The following is a 20920-nucleotide window of genomic DNA, read 5'->3' as shown; positions in this document are numbered from 1 at the left end:
GGGCTTGTATAAGCGCAGGGAGTTAATTACCCTGCTAATAAGGCAATTACCCGGAACTCACCATGCAATACGATCTTATCATTATCGGCAGCGGATCGGTCGGCGCTGCCGCTGGCTATTATGCGCGTCGTGCCGGACTCAATGTTCTGATGACCGATGCCCACCAACCTCCCCATCAGGAGGGCAGCCATCATGGCAGTAGCCGTCTTATCCGTCACGCTTATGGCGAAGGTGAAAAGTATGTTCCGCTGGTGCTGCGCGCCCAGCAGCTGTGGGATGAACTGGCTGAAATCAGCGGCGAAGCCGTTTTTGAACGCACCGGCGTCATTAACCTCGGCCCCGCCAGCTCTCCTTTCCTGGCCAACGTCGCCGCCAGCGCCAGGGCGTTCGATCTTGAGGTTGAAGAGTTAGATGCTCAGGCCGTCATGCAGCGCTGGCCGGAGATACGCCTTCCCGACGACTATCGGGCGATTTTCGAACCGGCGTCCGGCGTACTGCGCAGTGAGCTGGCTGTCGAGACCTGGATACGTCTGGCACGGGAAGCTGGCTGCGCGCAGCTATTCAACTGCCCGGTCTCAGCCATTCATCACCATGCAGACGGGGTCACCATTGATACCCTTGACGGTGAATATCACGGCAAGAAATTGCTGATTAGCGCCGGTACCTGGGTCACCCGCCTGCTTCCGGACCTCCCCATCCAGCCGGTACGTAAGGTTTTTGCCTGGTTCCAGGCCGATGGCCGTTACAGCAGCAAGAATCATTTCCCGGCATTCACCGGCGAGCTACCCAACGGCGATCAATACTACGGTTTCCCGGCGGAAGATAACGAGCTAAAAATCGGCAAGCATAACGGCGGTCAGCCTGTCTCCACGCCGCAGGAGCGATCGGCGTTTGGCGCTGTCGCCAGCGATGGTTCCGAATCCTTTCCGTTTTTACGTAACGTCCTGCCCGGGATCGGCGGCTGTCTGCACGGCGCCTCCTGCACCTATGACAACACGGTCGATGAAGATTTTATTATCGATACGCTCCCTGGCAGACCAGACACGCTGCTGATCACCGGTCTGAGCGGCCATGGCTTTAAGTTTGCGCCGGTGCTGGGAGAAATTGCCAGTCAGTTTGCCCAGGGACAGACGTCGACCTTTAACCTGACGCCTTTCTCGCTGGCGCGCTTTAGCTCATAACGGAATGCGGCACGCTTGCCGCCGGAAAAAAAACGGCCTCTGTGTCGAGGCCGTTAGTCATTGAGAACGGTTATGCGTCGCCTGTTTAATATGCTGGTTAACAACGTGCGCGAGCACTTTATGATCTACCTTGCGCTGTGGTTGCTGCTGGCGATCATCGATCTCGTCTGGTTATGGTTTTTCTGACGACTCCGGCTCGGGGATCCCGAGTTTGGTGTTCAGTCGGCCACGCGATTTGTTAAAGATTTTATTGCCGTTTTCGCGTCCGGCGCGCAGTTTGCGCTGCTCCTCTTCCGGCAGCTTATGCTCTTCCATGCACGCTTCGCTACAGCAACCGGCAAACTTCTCAGCGCAGCTCGGGCACTGTATAAACAGCAGATGACAGCCATCATTCAGGCAATTGGTATGGGTATCGCACGGCGCGCCACACTGATGACAGTGCGCGATGACGTCATCGGAGATACGCTCGCCCATCCGCTCATCAAAGACAAAGTTTTTGCCAATAAAACGGACCGGCAGCCCCTGCTCACGTGCGCGGCGGGCGTACTCAATAATCCCGCCCTCGATATGCCAGACCTTATTGAAACCGTTATGCTTCATCCAGGCGCTGGCTTTTTCACAGCGAATACCGCCGGTGCAATACATAACAATTTTCTTGTCTTTGTGGTCCTGCATCATTTCCACGGCTTTCGGCAGCTGGTCGCGGAAGGTATCCGCCGGGATCTCCAGCGCGTTTTCGAAATGACCCACCTCATATTCATAGTGGTTACGCATATCGATAAATACCGCATCCGGATCGTCAAGCATGGCATTGACGTCCGCCGCCTTGAGATAATCCCCAACATTGGAGGCATCGAAAGAGGGATCGTCGATGCCATCGGCGACAATACGGTCACGCACTTTCAGGCGCAGCACCCAGAAAGATTTCCCATCGTCCTCGAGGGCGATATTGAAACGCAGCCCCGCCAGCGCCGGATCGAAGCCATAGAGAAACTCACGCAGGGCTTCAACGTTGCTTTCCGGCACGCTGATTTGCGCGTTGATCCCTTCCCGGGCCAGATAAATACGGCCAAAGACCTTCAGCTGGGTTAAGGCAACCCATAACGCATCGCGAGTGGCTTGTGGGTCGACAATGGTGAAATATTTATAGAATGAGATCGTCGTGCGCGGCTCGGTCTCAGCCAGCATTTGCGCCTTTAACGTCTCATTTGAAATGCGGTTGTGTAACACTGGCATGGTGTACCTGCTCGACATAGAAATGAGGAAATAAACGGCGGGCATGATATAGCAAAGCTAATTAATTTACATCCCTACATTTTACGCTACATTTCTCTCACCCGGTCGCGCCCCGCTTAACAAAACGAGCTGACTGTCGCCGCCTTTGGCTGGCCGGTAAAAAAATGCGATAATATAAGACGTTGCTCACTGATACGGGTATGAAATGACTCATTTGCCTAAATTTTCTCCGGCGCTGTTGCATCCGCGCTATTGGCTGCTGTGGCTGGGTATCGGCCTGCTGTGGCTGGTTGTCCAACTGCCCTATCCGCTGATTTACCGCCTGGGAAATGCCATCGGCCGGCTGGCCATGCGCTTTATGAAGCGTCGGGCGAAGATCGCCTATCGCAACCTTGAGCTCTGCTTCCCCGACAAAAGCGAGCAGGAACGTCACCGAATGGTGGTGATGAACTTTGAATCGGTGGGTATGGGACTGATGGAGACGGGGATGGCCTGGTTCTGGCCGGTTCGTCGTATCGCCCGCTGGACCGACACCATCGGCTTTGAGCATATCCGCGATGTGCAGGCGCAGCAGCGCGGCATTCTGCTAATCGGTATTCACTTCCTGACTCTCGAGATGGGCGCGCGGATGTTCGGCATGAACGAGCCGGGGATTGGCGTCTATCGCCCCAACGACAACCCGGTGATCGACTGGCTGCAGACCTGGGGTCGGCTACGATCCAATAAGGACATGATTGACCGTAAGGATCTGAAAGGGATGATCCGGGCGCTGAAAAAAGGCGACGTGGTCTGGTATGCGCCGGATCACGATTACGGTCCGACCGCCAGCGTCTTCGCCCCACTGTTCGCTGTCGACCAGGCGGCGACCACCTCCGGCACCTGGATGCTGGCGAAAATGTCCAAAGCCTGTATCGTCCCCTTCGTCCCGCGTCGCAAACCGGATGGTAAAGGTTATGAACTGATTATCCTGCCGCCAGAGTGTTCCCCGCCGCTGGACGACGCGGAAACCACGGCCGCCTGGATGAACAAGATTGTTGAGCAGTGCATCATGATGGCCCCGGAACAATATATGTGGCTCCACCGCCGCTTCAAAACCCGCCCCGAGGGCATGCCCTCCCGCTACTGATCCCTTTTCCCGGCCGCGCATGTGGCCGGGAATGCGCTTCTCGCTCATGCTTTAGGCTCTGCTTTAGCTTTAAAAGCTCTCCTCCATTGCGGCATTTATTTCCCAGGCGCATAATTAGCAGGCTCATATTTTCTCTTAATTTGACCTGCCGCGCAGGCCAGTGGAACCCTATGTCCTCTGCTGATACCCCTATTAACTGGAAACAAAATCTGACCGTGACCTGGCTCGGCTGCTTTTTAACGGGCGCCGCCTTCAGTCTGGTTATGCCCTTTCTGCCACTCTATGTCGAACAGCTCGGGGTCACCGGGCATAGCGCGCTGAACATGTGGTCCGGGCTGGTCTTTAGTATCACCTTCCTCTTCTCCGCCATTGCCTCACCGTTCTGGGGCGGTCTTGCTGACCGCAAAGGACGAAAAATTATGCTGCTGCGTTCCGCCCTCGGAATGTCCGTAGTGATGATGCTGATGGGGATGGCACAGAATATCTGGCAGTTTCTGCTGCTACGCGCACTGCTCGGCCTGCTGGGCGGCTTTATTCCCAACGCCAACGCCCTGATTGCCACCCAGATCCCGCGCCACAAAAGCGGCTGGGCGCTGGGCACGCTGTCAACCGGCGCGGTGAGCGGCGCCCTGCTCGGCCCGCTGGCGGGTGGCTTCCTGGCCGACCACTGGGGCCTGCGCACCGTCTTCTTTATGACCGCGGCGGTGCTGTTTATCTGCTTCCTGTTTACCCTGTTTTTAATCCGTGAAAATTTTGTGCCGATCGCCAAAAAAGAGATGCTCAGCGCCAGAGAGGTTTTCTCCTCGCTACAGAATCCCAAGCTGGTGCTCAGCCTGTTTGTGACCTCGCTGATCATCCAGGTGGCCACCGGCTCCATTGCGCCGATTCTGACGCTTTACGTGCGCGATCTCGCGGGCAACGTCAGTAACATCGCCTTTATTAGCGGGATGATCGCCTCGGTGCCGGGAATAGCCGCGCTGATGAGCGCCCCGCGGCTGGGCAGGCTCGGGGATCGTATCGGGCCGGAAAAGATCCTCATCGTCGCGCTAATTATCTCTGTGCTATTGCTGATCCCGATGTCGTTCGTTCAGACCCCACTGCAGCTGGGTATCCTGCGTTTCCTGCTCGGCGCGGCAGACGGGGCACTGCTGCCGGCAGTGCAAACCCTGCTGGTGTATAATTCCACCAGCCAGATCTCCGGGCGTATCTTTAGCTATAACCAGTCGTTCCGCGATATTGGCAACGTCACCGGCCCCCTGATAGGCGCCTCGGTGTCCGCCAACTACGGTTTCCGCGCGGTATTCCTGGTCACCGCGGGCGTGGTGCTCTTTAACGCCATTTATTCTACCCTCAGCCTGCGCCGACCTGCCGCGGAAGCCTCGCAGCCTGACCGCCATTCAGTAAATTAATGTCCAGAGGGGCCCAGCCCCTTGACGCTTTGGCTACCGCCTTCTATAGATTGAATCGTGTTCAATTCATATTCTTCTCAGGAGATTCGCTATGCCAAAGGATTCGATGTTCTATGCCACGCTCGAAGAAGCTATTGATGCAGCACGCGAAGAATTTCTCGCCAATAATCCTGACAGCGATGAAGAGAGCGCTAACGTTGAGCAGCTTAATATTCAAAAGTATGTGCTGCAGGATGGCGATATCGCCTGGCAGGCCGAATTTTTTGCTGACGAAGACGAACAAGGCGAATGTTTACCGATGCTCAGCGGCGAAGCTGCGCAGAGCGTTTTCGACGGGGATTATGATGAGATAGAGCTGCGCCAGGAGTGGCTGGAGGAAAATACCCTCCATGAGTGGGATGAAGGCGAATTCCAGCTCGAGCCCTCGCTGGACACCGAAGAGGGACAGACGGCGGCCGACGAGTGGGACGAGCGCTAATCAGTTATAGGGCCCGTGGCTGGCATCCAGCGGCAGCAGCAGCGTATCGAACACCAGCGAGAACGGAAGGTCCAGAACGGTGAGATAGCGCCATGCCGAGTCGCGAACGTCCCACTGCACGCCCGGGTAATATTGATTGCCATGCCCCTGCCCGGGCACCGTCCGGCTGATAATGCTGCCGCAGCCGCTCAGCAGCAGCGCCATGGCAATGATCGATAATATTCGCATTCACAACCTCGTGTTTCAGATAAAAAAATACCGGCATCGCTGCCGGTATTTTCCTTTACGTACGGCTTATTTCGTTTTCAGCGCCAGCGGGTTAAGCGCTAACTGCTGATAGGCGTTGACCCACGATGAATATTTCTCCGGCGCGGCCCAGACGCGATAGTGCAGACGCGACATGGTCACCGGGTCGCTCAACAGCACCAGTCGACGATCGCGGTTCAGCTTATCCGGCGTTTCGTTCAGCGCCTGCTCAACGTGGCGCTCGCGAGCGATCTCAAGGATATGACCATGACGGTGGCGCGCGGTGGCCATCGCCGTGGCGAGGGCGTTAAACGACGGATTGAATACCGCGTGCATAAAGCCATCGTCCAGTGAACGCTGACGGTTCAGCGTCAGGTACGCGTCGGTATCCTTGAGCACCTGCGGCGGCGAATACTCTTCCGGGATCAGGAACAGCTTCCAGCGCTTGGTGCGCAGGCCCACGGTCGCCCGGCTGGAGATCGCCGACACGAACGGCGACAGGATCAGCGAGACGACGATCGGCGCCAGCCAGAACAGGAAGCGCAGATCCAGCCATGCCATTCCGACTGCCCATACCAGCCCCAGCAGCAGCTGCGAGCCGTGACGCATAAAGGCTTCTCCCCACGGCGTGGAGTCATCATCACGCTGCGGCGAATTCCACACCACTTCCCAGCCGAGGAAGGCGCTGACCACGAAGACGGTGTGGAACAGCATGCGAACCGGCGCCAGCAGGACCGAGAACAGGACCTCCAGCAGCAGAGAAAGCGTGACGCGGATAAATCCGCCATACTCTTTCGGCCCTTTACACCACACCAGAATAATACTCAGCAGCTTCGGCAGGAACAGCAGCACCATGGTCGAAGCGAACAGCGCGATGGCCAGCTCCGGACGCCACTGCGGCCACACCGGGAACAGCTGACGCGGCTGCAGGAAGTACTGCGGCTCGGTCAGGGCATGCACCACCTGTAGCGCCGTCGACAGGGCAAGGAACATAAACCACAGCGGCGCCGACAGGTACGACATCACGCCGGTGAGGAACACCGCCCGGTGAACCGGGTGCATCCCTCTGACGAGGAACAGGCGGAAGTTCATCAGGTTGCCCTGACACCAGCGACGGTCGCGTTTCAGCTCGTCCAGCAGGTTCGGCGGCAGCTCCTCATAGGAGCCCGGCAGATCGTAGGCAATCCACACCCCCCAGCCGGCACGGCGCATTAGCGCGGCTTCGACGAAGTCGTGCGAAAGAATCGACCCGGCAAAGTTACCCTCGCCCGGCAGCGGCGCCAGCGCGCAGTGCTCGATGAACGGCTTCACGCGGATAATGGCGTTGTGTCCCCAGTAGTGGGACTCCCCCAGCTGCCAGAAGTGCAGACCGGCCGTAAACAGCGGACCGTACACCCGGGTGGCAAACTGCTGGCAACGCGCATACAGCGTGTCCATGCCCGAAGCGCGCGGGGATGACTGGATGATCCCGGCGTTCGGGTTCGCTTCCATCAGGCGCACCAGGCTGCTCAGACACTCGCCGGTCATCACCGAGTCTGCGTCCAGCACCACCATATAGCTGTACTGGCTGCCCCAGCGGCGGCAGAAATCATCGATGTTGCCGCTCTTACGCTTCACGCGACGACGGCGACGACGATAGAAAATCTGCCCTTCGCCCTGCACTTCGGCAATCAGCTCCATCCACGCCTTTTGCTCAGCCACACAGATATCGGGGTTATAGCTGTCGCTGAGAATATAGACGTCGAAATGAGCGGCGTTACCGGTCGCTTTCACCGACTCCCAGGTCGCCCGCAACCCGGCGAAAACGCGGTCAACGTCTTCGTTACAGATCGGCATAATAAGCGCCGTACGGTGCGCCGGGTTCAACGGTTCGTCACCAACCGTCGAGGCGGAAATACTGTACTTGTCGCGGCCAATCAACAGCTGCAGAAAGCCCATTAACGCAGTCCAGAAGCCGGCGGAAACCCAGCAGAACAGCACCGCGAAGAGGATCAGAATGCCGCTCTGCAACACGTACGGCAGCAGCTGCATGAACGAGATCCACAGGTTCTGCCCCACCATGTCGGCCGGGTTGATCAGCGCCCAGCCCTGATAAGGCAGAATGGTTTTCATATACCAGGTGGCCACCACGGTCTGCGACAGCGTCAGCAGCAGCAGGATGTAGCGACGAATGGTGCCGACGGTACGCCATTTTTGCTCACTCTCGCGCTCTTCTTGCGTCAGGCGGGAGAGATAGCGCGGCGTGACATCGCGGCCGCGCAGACGATCCCAGAAGCGGCCGACCGGGTTAGTCCGCCACGGGTCCGGGATCATCGAGGAACGCCTGGCTTTCGGCATAGCATGCAGCTGGGTACGACCTTCGTCATCCTTCACCAGTTGATCGCCAGAAAGCGAATCCGGCCAGCTGTGCGCCAGACGCGCCTTCACCGACCCCAGCGGAGAGTCGTCTTCGCGAGCGAAGGTCTGATGTTCGTCATCCAGGGCCTGATGAACGGCCTGCAGGCTGGTGTCCGGCAGCGCCGATTTTTCGGCGTCCGACAGCGGCAATGCGTCAATGTACTTCGTTATCTTATTCATTGGCAGGCAGCTGATAGCTCCAGGTTTCGCTCAACGTGTCATCACCGTTAACCAGTGCGGCACGCATTTCCGTCGTTTTCTTCGGATCTTTGACCTTCAAACGCAGGATCATCCGCCAGCCTTTGGTCACTGGATTGTAACGCACGGTATTTTCAACGATTTCCGCGTTATCGCCGGTGCTCGCCTGAGCAGCGACCGGGGTATCCGCTGGCAGTTTCTTCATATCGGCGCCGGTGAAGTCGACAATGAAGGCAACCGTACCGTCCGGCTGACGGATCAGGTTCGACTGCTTCACGTCGCCGGTAGAGCGGCGGGTCTGCATAACGTAAGCGTTATCTGGCGCATGCAGCTTGTCTTCATCGCGGCTGAAGGTGATGGTGTATTTGAAGTTCATCTCCTTGCCCGGCTCCGGCAGCTGATCCGGCGTCCAGTAAGTCACGATGTTATCGTTCGTTTCATCGTTGGTCGGAATTTCAACCAGCTCGATTTTCCCTTTGCCCCAGTCCCCTTTCGGGGTGATCCAGGCGCTTGGACGCAGGTCATAACGATCGTCGAGATCCTCGAAGCGCGAGAACTGACGGCCGCGCTGCAGCAGGCCGAACCCTTGCGGGTTTTCCATCGCATAGCTGCTGACAGCCAGGTGTTTCGGATTGTTCAGCGGACGCCAGATCCACTCGCCGTTACCGGCCAGGATAGACAGACCATTGGAGTCGTGCAGCGCCGGACGATAGTTGAGCGTCGGAGAAGGCTGGTTGGAACCGAACAGGAACATGCTGGTCAGCGGCGCCACACCCAGTTTGCCGACTTTGTCACGCAGGTAAACTTTGGACTGGACGTCCACGACGGTGTCGCGTCCCGGCATGATGACAAAGCGATAGGCGCCGGTTGCCCGTGGGGAATCCAGCAGCGCATAGATAGTCAGACGCTTGTCAGTGGCTTTTGGACGTTCGATCCAGAACTCACGAAAACGCGGGAACTCTTCGCCGGACGGCAGCGCGGTATCGATAGCCAGACCACGCGCGGACAGACCGTAAACCTGACCCTGACCCAGCACGCGGAAGTAGCTGGCACCGAGCATGCTGACGATTTCATCGTTCTTATCTTTGCTGTTGATCGGATACAGTACTTTGAAGCCGGCGAAACCGAGGTCTTTCACCGTGTCTTTATCGTGCTGGACGTTACCAAAGTTGAAATAGTCCGGACTATATTTAATTTTGCGCACGCTGGTCGCCGTCACTTCATTGATGGTGACCGGCGTGTCGAAGTACATCCCCTGATGGTAAAATTCAAGCTTGAATGGGGTTTTCTGGTTATTCCAGTAAGCTTTATCGTGATTAAACTGAATTTGCTGGTAGTCCGCGTATTTCATGTCGCGGAAAGCGGAGGGCAGGTTACTCTTCGGCGCTTCATAGCCTTTCCCGGCTAACGTTTTGGCCTCTTTTGCAACGTCATCAATGCTAAACGCCCATGCAGATGAAGTACACAGGGACAACATTACGGCTGCGCTTAACCAACGCATTTTCATCATCTGTGGTTTATGTTTCATATAAGTAAGCACTTCCCCCTTTGTGTGCTTAAATCGATCCGATCTATTTTAATGGAAACTCAGGCAATCCGACAACATAATCCCTGCTTTGTTCAGCCTGGCGGCACAGGGAATAAACAGTTCGCTGTCCCGTTTGCACTTTGAGTGCTTATCCTGGAGACAGATACCCCGAGTTCATGTAGGGTTGCTGATAATGTAAGCGTTATCACCTTGAGTGATAAGACGAATTATCTGAGATTGTCGTGAATCGTATGAATAATACTCCGGTACAGCGTGAATATTTCTTCGACAGCATCCGCGCCTGGTTGATGCTGCTGGGGATCCCTTTCCACATTTCGCTGATTTATTCCAGCCACAGCTGGCATGTCAACAGCGCCGAACCCTCGTGGTGGTTGACGCTGTTTAATGACTTCATCCATGCCTTTCGCATGCAGGTCTTTTTCGTCATCTCCGGCTATTTCTCCTACATGCTGTTCCTGCGCTACCCGCTGAAAAAATGGTGGAAAGTGCGCGTTGAACGGGTCGGTATTCCGATGCTGACCGCCATCCCACTGCTGACGCTGCCGCAATTTATTATGCTGCAATACGTCAACGGCAAGGCGGAAAACTGGCATACCCTTTCGATGTACGACAAATTTAATACCCTGGCCTGGGAGCTCATTTCCCACCTGTGGTTTTTACTGGTTCTGGTGGTGCTGACCTCGCTGGGGGTGGTGCTGTTTAAATGGCTGACGCGCCGTCCGGCTGGCCACGGCCTCGCCTTCAGTGACACTGTCACCATGGGCCAGCTGACGATGATTTTCCTCGCGCTGGGGGTCTTTTATGCGCTGATCCGCCGGTCCTTGTTCCTGCTCTATCCGCCCCTGCTGAGCAATGGTCTGTTTAACTTTGTGGTGATGCAGACGCTGTTCTATCTGCCCTTCTTTGTGCTGGGCGCGCAGACCTTTATTAACCCACGCTTAAAGACCATGTTCACCACTCCGTCGCCGTGGTGCTGCGCCGCAGCGCTGCTCGGGTTTATCGCCTATCGACTGAATCAGCAGTATGGGTCCGGCGACGGCTGGATGTATGAAACCGAATCGGTGATTACTATGGTGTTGGGGCTGTGGATGGTCAATGTGGTCTTTTCGCTCGGCCATCGACTGCTAAACTTCCAGTCAGCGCGCGTGACCTATTTCGTCAATGCCTCGCTGTTTATTTACCTGGTGCACCACCCGCTGACGCTACTGTACGGGGCGTGGATCACCCCGGCCATCAAGTCCAATACCTTAGGCTTTATTGTCGGGCTGGTTTTTGTGGTGGGTATCGCGCTGATCCTGTATGAAATTCATCTGCGCATTCCGCTGCTGCGTTTCCTGTTCTCCGGTAAACCGATGAACAAACCGGCCAAAACCCCGGCTTCGGCCAGCTAATTTGCCGCGGGTGCGGCACGCCAGGCGTGTCGCATTACGCCTGCTCGTCAAAAAGCCGGTCGAAAATCATATTATACAGAGCTTCTAAATCTGCCTTATCGACCGGGGTCGAGGCGCAGAGCTCACAGCGATAGGCGGCCCCCTCGGTCAGAACGGCGATGAGCTCTGATGCGGCATTGCGTCGCGCATCGCTGAGCCCGGGATGGTAGCGCTGCGACAGACGCCCTCCTTCCTCTTTCAAACGCCGATCGGCCTGCACCAGGATCTCGCGCAAGCGTGGGTTACGCGAGGCTTCGGCGTTGATCTCCATCAGCAGATAATTGTCGCTTTTGGTGGCTGCCGACGTCGGGATCCTGCCGGCCAGCACCGCCGCTTTGCGCGCCAGATTGTGGTTCTCATCGATCATCTCCCCGACCCTGGCGTGGACGATTTCGCTGACAATCGCTTCGATGATCGCCTCTTTGCTGGCAAAAATACGATACAGCTGACCAACGCTCAGGCCCGCCTCGCGGGCAATATCGGCAACGGAAGCGCCATGCAGCCCCTTTTCAGCAAAACACCTTTGCGCAGCGGCAACGATCTCTGCGCGGCGCGCCTGCTGCTTCTGCTGTACTTTTCCTTCTGACACCCTGCTCCCTCCTGCTATCCATCTTTCCCGTCAATACCGGCGGTTATCATAGCCTATTCTGCTGGATCAGGGGTATGACGCCAGCAGGCGGCGATAGATAGCCGCCGTTTCCTCATCAAAACAGACGAACAGGACGCGCTCAAGGGGGTTATAGCGAGTGAGAAACGCGGTGACGGTGCGCACGGCGATCTCCGCCGCTTCCTCTTTTGGATAGCCATACACGCCGGTGCTGATCGCCGGAAACGCAATGGAGCGATAGTTGTTTGCCGCGGCCAGCTGCAGACTGTTTTTGTAAGCATCCGCCAGGGTTTGCGCTTCCATGCGGTCGCCGCCGTGCCAGACCGGGCCCACGGTGTGGATCACCGCGCTGGCGGGAAGATCGCCCGCAATAGTGATCACCGCGTGACCGGGAGGACATTCGCCCTGCTGCTGCAATACCTGTTTGCAAGCCGCCAGCAGCGCCGGGCCGGCCGCCCGGTGGATCGCGCCATCTACCCCGCCGCCGCCCAGCAGCGAGGGGTTTGCCGCATTAACAATCACATCGACTTCAAGCGTCGTAATATCGCCGAGAATTACCTCAGGTTGAACAGCCATTTCTCCTCCTGTCGGCATAGCGCGTGGATACGGCTTTCTGCCGATACTAGGGCATTCCCGCCCCCGGGAGCAAGATTATCCCTCAGCCCTGGCGACGGGAAGCTAAAAAAAACAGGACCCTAAGGGTCCTGTTGAGTCTGCTGTTTCGCCAGTCAGGCGTTGTCATTAGCGAACAATTTATGTTTGCCCGCGCGGGCCGCCAGCCACAGGCCACTATTCTTCATGGCATAGCCAAAAACCAGACCCAACGCCAGGGAGGGCACCACCAGGCGCCAGTCGCCGTCTGCCGCAAAAGTCGCGCAGGCGCCGATAAAGGTGCCCGGTACAAACGACAGCAATGTCTGTCGCGCCTGAATGCACATCAGGAAGGCGACGATACCGGTCATCATATAGCTGAGGATCTGCAGCTGCGGGGCCAGTGCGCTACCGTGGATAATCACTAATGCCCAGACCACGCCGCTCATTACCGTGCACGAGGAGATGGCCAGACCTTTCAGACCGCCCTGCGGGCAGGCGAAATAGGCCGTACAGCCGAGGAAACCGGCCCAGCTCAGCAGGCCGAGAGCGACCGCCACCCATCCCCAAATTCCGGAGAGAATGCCCGTCGTTAATGCGATTGCGAAGAGTATGTTCATGGCGCGTATCCTAGCAGATACGCGCCGGAAGAATGAGATCTAAAACACAGTATATGAATGAACCTAATTTCAGTTGCATTCAAATAGTGATTAACATCACATATTATTGCTCATCTTCTTCCTGAAGCTCGTCCCACATCGCGGCGATGGCGTCGCGGGTCAATGGCGCCATGGTGCGCCAGAATGGCGTGTGCGCATGGGCTTCGACTTTGCCCAGCATCGTCCCGCACCATGGCAGGATATAGTCAGCAAACAGAAGCTCCAGCGTCTCGCTCTGGTCTTCTGTAGCATGATCCTCCAGCCAGGAGGCGGCCAACAGCAGCGATCCGAGATGATCCGCCGGACCTTCCCCTGTCGGGATACCGTGTTCGCTCATAAAAGCCCGTACTTCTGCTTCCGAGGAACCCTCCACCCACGCGCTACGGTACGGCGGCACGCTGCAGGCTTCACCGACGAACAGCGCATTATAGTCCGTCGCCAGGGACTGCATCTCACAGCTTTTCTGCAGACGCGCCAGCAGTTCATCCTGCTCAAGCGGCCAGCTGGCAGCCAGTTTGCCCTCACGGATCAGGGTAAACAGCGGCACCAGCAGCGGGTCCTGCGGTTGACGGTAATACAGCGAACCCAGCACGCGGCAGAGGATTGAAAACTCGTTCATTCAGTTATTCCAGTTATACAAATTAAAGGTCAGCAAATTCCGGGATCGCCGGCATGCCCCGCGACTCGAGGAAGTTGAGCAGGCGACGCGGAGAAACGTTGAGGATCCTCTCCTCCGGGAAATCGACCGCATCAAGGATCTTGCGGCATTCGGTAAATTCCCCGAGGGTAAAGGCAGTGTGAGAGTCCGAGCCCAGCGCCACCCATCCCCCGGCATCACGCACCGCCGCAGCGATAGCTCGACAGTTATCTTCACTGCCCACGCGCGATGAAATAAAAGAGGAGTTATTAATCTCCAGCGCCACCTGATAGCGGGCCGCCGCTTCGGCAATAGCCGGGATATCCACCGGGAATTTCGGATTACCCGGATGGCTAATCATATGCACCTTACCGCTGGCCATCGCGGCAATCATCGCCTGCGTATGGGTGTCTCGATCCTGCGGCGGGAACACCGGCTCATGGAATCCGGCAATGATCAGATCAAGCGAGGTTAACATCGGCCCGGAGCAGTCGATCTCACCTTCGATATTTTTAATATTCGACTCAATACCGCGCAGGATCCCCACCCCGTCTACCAGGCGAGGCCAGATGCGCATATTAACGAAGTGCCAGTAGTGCGGGGCATCCGCCATATCCGGGCCATGGTCGGTGATGGCGAAGAGTTTGATCCCTTTACGCTTTGCTTCCGCAATATAATCGTGCAGGGTGCTGTAGGCGTGGGTGCTGGCGACGGTATGCATGTGCAGGTCAACGGGATACATCACATTCTCCTCTTCTGTTTGCCGCAAGAATAGCAGGAAACCGGGCTATTGATTAGCAAAAACCCCGCCGTGGCGGGGTTCTCTCGTCTTAATAACCGCGCTGGCGGTCAACCTGACCGCTTACCGGTTCCCCTCGCTCAAGCCGGCTAATGGTCTCCGCAATGTAGGTGATAGCTTCCATTGGACGGGTCACTGCCGCCACATGGGGGGTCATGGCCACCCGCGGATGTGCCCATAGCGGGCTCTCCTGCGGCAGCGGTTCGCGACTGAAGACATCGAGCATCGCCCCTTTGAGCTTACCGCTGTTCAGCGCCGCCAGCAGATCCTCTTCAACGACATGCACGCCGCGAGCAAGGTTGAGGACATAGCTCTCATCCGGCAACTGCGCCAGCAGCGTTTGGTTAATAATACCGGCGGTTTCGGCGGTATTCGGCAGCAGGTTGATCAGCACGCGAGTGCCCTGCAGGAATTCGCCCAGTTCGGCCTGACCGGCGAAGCTCTGTACCTGTGGCCAGGATTTGCGGCTACGGCTCCAGACGCGAAGCGGGAACCCCCAGGGTTGCAGACTTTCCGCAACCTTCGCCCCCAACACGCCGGCTCCCATAATCCCGACAGTGAATTCGTCGGCGCGATACTCGGGCAGCGGCTGCCAGCGGGAAGCCAGCTTCAGCGCCTGATAGTCATCAAAGCGGCGGAACCAGTGCAGCACCTGGCTCACGGCATACTCCTGCATCTGCCGTCCCATACCGGTATCTTCGAGGCGAAACAGCGGGATCGACAGCGGCAGCATATCCGGATGGTCACGCAACTTGCTGAGAATAGAATCTACCCCCGCCCCGAGGGCAAACACGGCCTTCAGCGCCCGGCCCTGCAGCATCTCTACCGGCGGATGCCAGACCAGGGCATAGTCCGCCGGCTGGTTGTCACCCGCTTTCCACTCGCGCACCCGCGCCCCGGGTAACTGTTTTTCCAGCTCACGGATCCAGAATGGGGTATCAAAGGTCTGATGGTAAAAAATAATCTCCATAGGGGCTCCTGATAGCAGACGCCTTTGGCCGATTGACGCTGGCGTCTTATTTTACTCATTGTTTTCTATTGGTTTGCCAGCATAACAAATTTCCCCCGAGCGAAAAGGGAAAAGGCACTGGCGACAAAAAAAACGGATTTCGCACGTTTAAGGAGCAAGTTGCTCGAAGTTTGTCTAAACGCGCTTTTTTTGCAAAAAGTTGATTGACGGGCGATACGTATTTCCCTACATTAGCGCCCGTTCCCGACAACAACGGGAAAGACAATATGGTGAGGTGTCCGAGTGGCTGAAGGAGCACGCCTGGAAAGTGTGTATACGGCAACGTATCGGGGGTTCGAATCCCCCCCTCACCGCCATATTTTAAGAAGAGCTCGTACGCAAGTACGGGCTTTTTTTCGCATGTGGCACTCACCAGGGGGATGAGAACCCCCGACCGGGGTTCGACAACTGGCGCAGCCAGTTGGACAGACCGCGAGCCCGCGAGCGGGCTGCCCCGCAGGGGCGAGCGAAGCGAGTCAATCCCCCCCTCACCGCCATATTTTAAGAAGAGCTCGTACGCAAGTACGGGCTTTTTTTCGTCTGTGGCACCCGCCGGGGGGATGAGAACCCCCGACCGGGGTTCGACAACTGGCAACAGACATTACGCAGTATTGTCAAAGCCAGACTCTGCTTCACACGATTAACAGCGCAGCGAAGATGTTCGCCAACACTATCCCCTCTTCCGCTTTGAGCCACCCGGCATAACGAAAATCATATCGCTCCGGATGGTGTACGTTATGCATTAACGAAAAGTGCTTTGTTACTTGCGTATCGACCGTAATTCAATGTAGAAATGAATGAACGTTCATTCATTTTAGCGCATGACAACACAGAAGGTACCAATGACTAGCAAAACACTGCGACTTATATTTCCTCAATGGCAAGGCGGTAACAATCCTCCCTACTATCTTGGCTCGCAGCTCCTCTCGTTTCTCTCTCCTGAAGCAAAAGGGCCCGTTGAGATCGTTCCTGTTGAGTTACCAACAACAGAGCCATTGCCAGGGATTAATGGCATCACGGCTAAGCCATCCCTCATCAGGCAACTCAATAATGCTGCCGCACTGATTGAAAAACATGATCCCAATAGCATTGTCATTTTAGGCGGAGACTGCCTGGTTTCGCTGGCGCCTTTCGCCCACCTGCTCGATAAGTTCGGAGACAAACTCGGTGTGCTCTGGATTGACTCGCATCCTGACGTGCAGACGGCTGAACAATATCCAAACGCGCATGCCCATGTGCTTGGTGCGCTAATGGGTACGGGTGATAACGATTTAGTTGCCCATGTAAAAACCAAACTTAATCCGTCAAAAATAATGATTGCCGGTATCCACGCGCCACTTCCTTATGAAGCTGAATACCTCACTCGCCATAACATTACGACGCTAGCACCTGAACAGGTTAAAAGCGGTGCAGATGAAGTCCTGGAGTGGATAGCGAAAGAAAAGATTGCGTATCTGGCGATCCATATCGATCTGGACGTACTCGACCCATCTCTGTTCCGCTCCATTCTTTTTGCAAAACCGGGGCGCGGAAAACACGATTTTGGCGACGTTGCTGAAGGCAAACTGACGATTGAGGATGTACTCAATCTGATAGCGGCAGCGACGACAAAAGCAGTCCCCGTTGGCCTGACAATCGCTGAACATTTGCCCTGGGACATGCTGAATCTCAAGCACATGCTCAGTGAATTACCCCTTCTAAAGTAAGACGAAATCCAGGAGCCAGACGACAGAGTTTAGCTCTGGCTCCTTGCATAAAAGCGCGTTAAAGTCTGGACACCGAATTTACCAAGATGCCGATATGTTAAAAAAAACCGAAACCTACCATAAGTTGATTACGGCTGCTGCTGCCTGCTTTGCGGAAAAAGGCTTTAGTGCGACAAGCGTACGTGAAATCTCTACCCGGGCAGGAATTAGTCAAGGAGCAATGTATACGTATTTCAAAAGTAAGGATGAGCTTGTTAAGGCTATTGTACTGGAAGAACAGAACTCCGCGCTGACTGCCCATAATGCGACCTATGCAGGCTCTTATTTTGATCGCCTTTGTGCACAAGTCACGTCCTGTATTAGCGAGATCGGTTACCCTATCACGCATCAACTTTGGGTTGAAATCATGGCTGAGTCTGCGCGTAATCCAGAACTGCGAAAAACGTATATCTCCAGTGATGACATCATGCGGAAAAGCTTCGCGCGGCTCATCCAGGAGGGTATCGCTGCCGGAGAGTTTCGCCGTGATATTAACCTTGAAGAAATCACGATCATTATTTTTGCCCTTATTGACGGTTTAATCGCTCGTCAGGCAATAAACACGACCTTCTCATTCAAGGATGATCTGCCAATGTTTTTTGACGTTATGGCAAAATTGCTTAAATAATACCAGACGGTCATAGTAAAACGATGTATCGAAAAAACCAGAGGTTGCTTATAACAGCCAACGCTCTCAAGCGGCAAACGACTCACACAGTGAGCAATCTTTCACGCCCCTACGCGATTGCGAAGAGTGCGTGAAAACGTACGGACGCTTTTCACATATGAGTTCCGACAAAAAACCTCTGCCTACCCATCAATCCTCCTCCATCCGCTGATACTCTTCGCTGAGGTAGTCCACCAGCGCCCTGACGGAGGGCAGCAGCCCGCGCCGCGAGGCAAATACTGCATGGATCACTTCCCGCCGCGGCTGCCACTCATCCAGTACCACCTCTAATTCCCCTGACGCCAGCTGATCGCGCACCATTAATAAAGGAAGCTGCACCACGCCGACGCCGGCCATCGCCGCCTCGCGCAGCGCCAGCATATCGGTGGTCACCATTCGCGGCGTGAAATACACCTCCGCCCTTGCCCCCCCGGGCCCGGTAAGCTGCCATTTATGCTGATGCTTGTTCGCCCCCAGGCTGAGTCCCGGCCAGGTGCTCAGCTCGGAAGGCGCCTGCGGGCGTCCGAGCCGGGAAATGAGATCAGGACTGGCCACCAGCCGGTGCCCGCGGTCCGCCAGCACGCGCATCACCAGATCGCTATCCTCGATGGGCCGGGGACGGACGCGGATCGCCACATCAATCCCCTCCCCGACCACATCCACCCGGCGGTTGGTCGCCTCAAGATGCAGCGTTACCCCGGGATAGCGCGCCATAAATCGCGCCAGCATCGGTCCAATATGGACATGCAGCAAGGTGACCGGACAGGTGATCCTGACGCTACCGCGCGGCTCGGCGCGCAGCGTCTCGACCGCCTGCTGCGCCGCCTCGGCCTCTATCAGCATCGCTTTGCAATGCTGATAGAAGGTCTGCCCGACCTCGGTGACCGCGAACTGACGGGTGGTTCGCTGGATCAAACGCACGCCCAGCCGCTCCTCGAGTTGCGCAATGCGGCGGCTGAGCTTGGATTTCGGCTGGTCAAGCGCTCGCCCCGCCGCGGCGAAACCGCCATGGTCTACCACCTGGACAAACCAGGCGAAGTCATTGAGATCCTGCATCCTTCCTCCATTGTTCCATTTTTGGAACAGTATAGGTCATTTTTGCTCACTACCGCATACGTCGTCCCGGATATAAGCTTATTCACATCAGATACCGATACACAGGAGAAAGCCATGAAACAGATTACAGGAGTCTACACCGCGCCTGCGCAGCATTGGGTAGGCGACGGCTTCCCGGTTCGTTCGATGTTTTCTTATCAGACGCACGGCCAGCAGCTGAGCCCCTTCTTACTGCTCGACTATGCCGGGCCGTACACCTTCCCGGCGGGCAGCGATAAACGCGGCGTCGGTGAGCATCCGCATCGCGGATTCGAAACCGTCACCATCGTCTACGCCGGTGAAGTAGAGCATCGTGACTCCACCGGACGCGGCGGGGTGATTGGCCCGGGCGACGTGCAGTGGATGACGGCGGGCGCCGGGATCCTGCACGAAGAGTTCCACTCGGAGGCCTTCACCCGCAGCGGCGGCGAGCTGAAGATGATCCAGCTGTGGGTCAACCTGCCCGCCAAAGACAAAATGACGGCCCCCGGCTATCAGAGCATTACCGCCGGGACGATCCCCACCGTCGCGCTGGCGAATGGCGCCGGACAGGTTCGGGTTATTGCCGGCCAGTATGACGACGTCAGCGGCCCGGCCCATACCTTCTCACCACTTAACGTGTGGGATCTGCAGCTGAATCAGGGGCGCGACCTCACGCTGCGCCAGCCGGAAGGCTGGAGTACCGCGCTGGTGGTGCTGGAAGGGGAAGTGATCATCAACGGTTCCGAGTCCGCCCGCGAAGGTCAGCTCGCCGTCCTGAGCCAGACAGGAGACGCCCTGCATCTGGAGGCGACCGCCCAGGCAAAAGTTCTGCTGATGGCCGGCGAACCGCTGCAGGAGCCGATTGTGGGCTATGGCCCCTTTGTCATGAATAACAAAACGCAGATCGCAGAAGCCGTTCGCGATTTTAACAGCGGCCGTTTTGGCCAAATCTAACTGATTGAGGTGAATACTATGTCTACTCCCGCTAACTTTAACGGTGCTCGTCCGGTGATTGATGTTAACGATACCGCCATGCTGTTGATTGACCACCAGAGCGGCCTGTTCCAGACCGTCGGCGATATGCCGATGCCAGAGCTGCGCGCTCGCGCCGCCGCGCTGGCCAAGATGGCGTCGCTTGCCGGGATCCCGGTGATCACCACCGCCTCCGTGCCGCAGGGGCCGAACGGTCCGCTGATCCCGGAGATTCATGAAAACGCGCCGCATGCGAAATACATCGCCCGTAAAGGTGAGATTAACGCCTGGGATAACCCGGAATTCGTCGCCGCGGTGAAAGCGACCGGTCGTAAGACGCTGATTATCGCCGGGACCATCACCAGCGTCTGCATGGCTTTCCCGGCGATTGCCGCCGTCGCCGATGGGTATAAAGTGTTTGCCGTGATTGACGCTTCCGGCACCTACAGCAAAATGGCGCAGGAAATCACCCTGGCTCGCGTGGTACAGGCTGGCGTAGTGCCGATGGATACCGCCGCCGTCGCCTCTGAGCTGCAGCGCACCTGGAATCGCCCGGACGCCGCAGAATGGGCGGAGGTGTACACCAAAGTCTTCCCGGCCTACCAATTGCTGATCGAAAGCTACAGCAAAGCGCAGGACGTGGTGAAGAATAACGAACAGCTGGATTCTCAGCGCTAAAACCCCGCCCCGCTGTACCGCAGCGGGGCATTGTTCATTGCGTGAGCGAACGGTAGAGAAAGAAGAAAATATGCTTGACCGTTTTAACGCAACTCCCTATAGTAGCGCCCCGTTGCCCACCCAAGGTGAGCAGCAAGACAATATGGTGAGGTGTCCGAGTGGCTGAAGGAGCACGCCTGGAAAGTGTGTATACGGCAACGTATCGGGGGTTCGAATCCCCCCCTCACCG

General features: G+C 56.7%; 21 protein-coding genes and 2 tRNA genes. 12 read left to right on the top strand and 11 right to left on the bottom strand.

The window, feature by feature from the left end; genetic code table 11:
- Positions 1-62: 62 nt before the first annotated feature.
- Both solA and FHW76_RS25765 read left to right on the top strand, forming a co-directional pair.
- Positions 63-1181 carry an N-methyl-L-tryptophan oxidase gene (gene solA / locus FHW76_RS25770; RefSeq protein ID WP_008805968.1) on the top strand — a complete coding sequence of 373 codons (1119 nt, stop codon included), beginning with the start codon at positions 63-65 and terminating at the stop codon, positions 1179-1181.
- Between the two features lie 72 nt (positions 1182-1253).
- Complete coding sequence (locus tag FHW76_RS25765; protein ID WP_002898988.1) at positions 1254-1367, top strand: DUF2770 family protein; 114 nt, start codon at positions 1254-1256, stop codon at positions 1365-1367.
- On the opposite strand, the gene FHW76_RS25760 is transcribed toward FHW76_RS25765, so the two are convergent.
- Positions 1353-2417 (bottom strand): rhodanese-related sulfurtransferase, encoded by a 1065-nt coding sequence (locus tag FHW76_RS25760; RefSeq protein WP_008805967.1) that lies wholly within the window; start codon positions 2415-2417, stop codon positions 1353-1355. The genes FHW76_RS25765 and FHW76_RS25760 overlap by 15 nt on opposite strands.
- 205 nt (positions 2418-2622) lie before the next feature.
- On the opposite strand from FHW76_RS25760, the gene FHW76_RS25755 reads away from it, so the two are divergent.
- The 3 genes from FHW76_RS25755 to FHW76_RS25745 all read left to right on the top strand — a co-directional run bounded on the left by FHW76_RS25755 (position 2623) and on the right by FHW76_RS25745 (position 5430).
- Positions 2623-3543, top strand: a complete 921-nt coding sequence (locus FHW76_RS25755; RefSeq protein WP_022065198.1) for a Kdo(2)-lipid IV(A) acyltransferase — start codon at positions 2623-2625, stop codon at positions 3541-3543.
- 170 nt (positions 3544-3713) lie between these two features.
- Positions 3714-4952 (top strand): multidrug efflux MFS transporter MdtG, encoded by a 1239-nt coding sequence (gene mdtG, locus FHW76_RS25750; protein WP_008805966.1) that lies wholly within the window; start codon positions 3714-3716, stop codon positions 4950-4952.
- Between the two features lie 91 nt (positions 4953-5043).
- Positions 5044-5430: a MysB family protein gene (locus tag FHW76_RS25745; RefSeq protein ID WP_012542251.1), complete on the top strand. Its 387-nt coding sequence runs from the start codon at positions 5044-5046 to the stop codon at positions 5428-5430.
- On the opposite strand, the gene FHW76_RS25740 is transcribed toward FHW76_RS25745, so the two are convergent.
- The 3 genes from FHW76_RS25740 to mdoG form a co-directional block, all read right to left on the bottom strand.
- Positions 5431-5658, bottom strand: coding sequence for a YceK/YidQ family lipoprotein (locus FHW76_RS25740; protein WP_008805964.1), 228 nt, complete (start codon positions 5656-5658; stop codon positions 5431-5433). It abuts the gene before it with no gap.
- 66 nt (positions 5659-5724) lie between these two features.
- Positions 5725-8253 carry a glucans biosynthesis glucosyltransferase MdoH gene (gene mdoH / locus FHW76_RS25735; protein WP_008805963.1) on the bottom strand — a complete coding sequence of 843 codons (2529 nt, stop codon included), beginning with the start codon at positions 8251-8253 and terminating at the stop codon, positions 5725-5727.
- Entirely contained in the window at positions 8246-9799 is a 1554-nt protein-coding gene (gene mdoG / locus FHW76_RS25730; RefSeq protein ID WP_012968580.1) for a glucans biosynthesis protein MdoG, read from the bottom strand. The genes mdoH and mdoG overlap by 8 nt, the downstream gene beginning before the upstream one ends.
- A gap of 251 nt (positions 9800-10050) precedes the next feature.
- On the opposite strand from mdoG, the gene mdoC reads away from it, so the two are divergent.
- Complete coding sequence (gene mdoC, locus FHW76_RS25725) at positions 10051-11211, top strand: glucans biosynthesis protein MdoC (protein ID WP_012968581.1); 1161 nt, start codon at positions 10051-10053, stop codon at positions 11209-11211.
- 34 nt (positions 11212-11245) lie between these two features.
- Here the strand turns inward: mdoC and FHW76_RS25720 are convergent, their stop codons facing one another.
- The 6 genes from FHW76_RS25720 to ghrA form a co-directional block, all read right to left on the bottom strand.
- Positions 11246-11839 (bottom strand): TetR/AcrR family transcriptional regulator, encoded by a 594-nt coding sequence (locus tag FHW76_RS25720; RefSeq protein ID WP_008805960.1) that lies wholly within the window; start codon positions 11837-11839, stop codon positions 11246-11248.
- A 66-nt stretch (positions 11840-11905) separates the two neighbouring features.
- A complete protein-coding gene (gene ymdB, locus FHW76_RS25715) occupies positions 11906-12433 on the bottom strand; it encodes an O-acetyl-ADP-ribose deacetylase (protein ID WP_008805959.1) in 528 nt (175 codons plus the stop codon).
- Positions 12434-12585: 152 nt separating this feature from the next.
- Positions 12586-13068 carry a DUF1097 domain-containing protein gene (locus FHW76_RS25710; RefSeq protein ID WP_016160611.1) on the bottom strand — a complete coding sequence of 161 codons (483 nt, stop codon included), beginning with the start codon at positions 13066-13068 and terminating at the stop codon, positions 12586-12588.
- Between the two features lie 103 nt (positions 13069-13171).
- A complete protein-coding gene (locus tag FHW76_RS25705; RefSeq protein WP_008805957.1) occupies positions 13172-13726 on the bottom strand; it encodes a molecular chaperone in 555 nt (184 codons plus the stop codon).
- 22 nt (positions 13727-13748) lie between these two features.
- Positions 13749-14486 carry a phosphatase gene (locus FHW76_RS25700; RefSeq protein WP_008805956.1) on the bottom strand — a complete coding sequence of 246 codons (738 nt, stop codon included), beginning with the start codon at positions 14484-14486 and terminating at the stop codon, positions 13749-13751.
- 88 nt (positions 14487-14574) lie between these two features.
- Entirely contained in the window at positions 14575-15513 is a 939-nt protein-coding gene (ghrA, locus tag FHW76_RS25695) for a glyoxylate/hydroxypyruvate reductase GhrA (RefSeq protein WP_008805955.1), read from the bottom strand.
- A gap of 268 nt (positions 15514-15781) precedes the next feature.
- Between ghrA and FHW76_RS25690 the strand changes: the two genes are divergently transcribed.
- The 3 genes from FHW76_RS25690 to FHW76_RS25680 all read left to right on the top strand — a co-directional run bounded on the left by FHW76_RS25690 (position 15782) and on the right by FHW76_RS25680 (position 17925).
- Positions 15782-15869 (top strand) — tRNA-Ser (locus FHW76_RS25690).
- 525 nt (positions 15870-16394) lie between these two features.
- Entirely contained in the window at positions 16395-17258 is an 864-nt protein-coding gene (locus tag FHW76_RS25685; RefSeq protein ID WP_044613801.1) for an arginase family protein, read from the top strand.
- A gap of 94 nt (positions 17259-17352) precedes the next feature.
- Positions 17353-17925 (top strand): TetR/AcrR family transcriptional regulator, encoded by a 573-nt coding sequence (locus FHW76_RS25680; RefSeq protein WP_004224069.1) that lies wholly within the window; start codon positions 17353-17355, stop codon positions 17923-17925.
- A gap of 189 nt (positions 17926-18114) precedes the next feature.
- Here FHW76_RS25680 and FHW76_RS25675 read toward each other — a convergent pair whose 3' ends face one another.
- The gene (locus tag FHW76_RS25675; RefSeq protein WP_032729938.1) at positions 18115-19020 is read right to left on the bottom strand and encodes a LysR family transcriptional regulator; all 906 of its coding nucleotides are present in this window, start codon (positions 19018-19020) and stop codon (positions 18115-18117) included.
- Between the two features lie 114 nt (positions 19021-19134).
- On the opposite strand from FHW76_RS25675, the gene FHW76_RS25670 reads away from it, so the two are divergent.
- From FHW76_RS25670 to FHW76_RS25660, 3 genes are all read left to right on the top strand, one after another.
- Positions 19135-19995: a pirin family protein gene (locus FHW76_RS25670; RefSeq protein WP_008805952.1), complete on the top strand. Its 861-nt coding sequence runs from the start codon at positions 19135-19137 to the stop codon at positions 19993-19995.
- 18 nt (positions 19996-20013) lie between these two features.
- On the top strand, positions 20014-20691 hold the full coding sequence (locus FHW76_RS25665) for an isochorismatase family protein (RefSeq protein WP_002898927.1): 678 nt from the start codon (positions 20014-20016) through the stop codon (positions 20689-20691).
- A 144-nt stretch (positions 20692-20835) separates the two neighbouring features.
- Positions 20836-20920: transfer RNA gene (locus FHW76_RS25660), tRNA-Ser, on the top strand.

The organism is Klebsiella sp. RC2 (genome assembly GCF_014192815.1).
Lineage (GTDB): Bacteria > Pseudomonadota > Gammaproteobacteria > Enterobacterales > Enterobacteriaceae > Klebsiella > Klebsiella variicola.
This window is presented reverse-complemented; position numbering and strand designations above follow the sequence as displayed.

Coding starts and splice junctions, on each gene's coding strand:
- FHW76_RS25765 (WP_002898988.1), top strand. CDS start 1,254: ATGCGTCGCCTGTTTAATATGCTGGTTAACAACGTGCGCGAGCACTTT.
- FHW76_RS25680 (WP_004224069.1), top strand. CDS start 17,353: ATGTTAAAAAAAACCGAAACCTACCATAAGTTGATTACGGCTGCTGCT.
- FHW76_RS25755 (WP_022065198.1), top strand. CDS start 2,623: ATGACTCATTTGCCTAAATTTTCTCCGGCGCTGTTGCATCCGCGCTAT.
- solA (WP_008805968.1), top strand. CDS start 63: ATGCAATACGATCTTATCATTATCGGCAGCGGATCGGTCGGCGCTGCC.
- FHW76_RS25665 (WP_002898927.1), top strand. CDS start 20,014: ATGTCTACTCCCGCTAACTTTAACGGTGCTCGTCCGGTGATTGATGTT.
- FHW76_RS25705 (WP_008805957.1), bottom strand. CDS start 13,726: ATGAACGAGTTTTCAATCCTCTGCCGCGTGCTGGGTTCGCTGTATTAC.
- FHW76_RS25700 (WP_008805956.1), bottom strand. CDS start 14,486: ATGTATCCCGTTGACCTGCACATGCATACCGTCGCCAGCACCCACGCC.
- mdoH (WP_008805963.1), bottom strand. CDS start 8,253: ATGAATAAGATAACGAAGTACATTGACGCATTGCCGCTGTCGGACGCC.
- FHW76_RS25685 (WP_044613801.1), top strand. CDS start 16,395: ATGACTAGCAAAACACTGCGACTTATATTTCCTCAATGGCAAGGCGGT.
- ymdB (WP_008805959.1), bottom strand. CDS start 12,433: ATGGCTGTTCAACCTGAGGTAATTCTCGGCGATATTACGACGCTTGAA.
- FHW76_RS25675 (WP_032729938.1), bottom strand. CDS start 19,020: ATGCAGGATCTCAATGACTTCGCCTGGTTTGTCCAGGTGGTAGACCAT.
- mdtG (WP_008805966.1), top strand. CDS start 3,714: ATGTCCTCTGCTGATACCCCTATTAACTGGAAACAAAATCTGACCGTG.
- FHW76_RS25745 (WP_012542251.1), top strand. CDS start 5,044: ATGCCAAAGGATTCGATGTTCTATGCCACGCTCGAAGAAGCTATTGAT.
- FHW76_RS25670 (WP_008805952.1), top strand. CDS start 19,135: ATGAAACAGATTACAGGAGTCTACACCGCGCCTGCGCAGCATTGGGTA.
- FHW76_RS25710 (WP_016160611.1), bottom strand. CDS start 13,068: ATGAACATACTCTTCGCAATCGCATTAACGACGGGCATTCTCTCCGGA.
- mdoC (WP_012968581.1), top strand. CDS start 10,051: ATGAATAATACTCCGGTACAGCGTGAATATTTCTTCGACAGCATCCGC.
- mdoG (WP_012968580.1), bottom strand. CDS start 9,799: ATGAAACATAAACCACAGATGATGAAAATGCGTTGGTTAAGCGCAGCC.
- ghrA (WP_008805955.1), bottom strand. CDS start 15,513: ATGGAGATTATTTTTTACCATCAGACCTTTGATACCCCATTCTGGATC.
- FHW76_RS25760 (WP_008805967.1), bottom strand. CDS start 2,417: ATGCCAGTGTTACACAACCGCATTTCAAATGAGACGTTAAAGGCGCAA.
- FHW76_RS25740 (WP_008805964.1), bottom strand. CDS start 5,658: ATGCGAATATTATCGATCATTGCCATGGCGCTGCTGCTGAGCGGCTGC.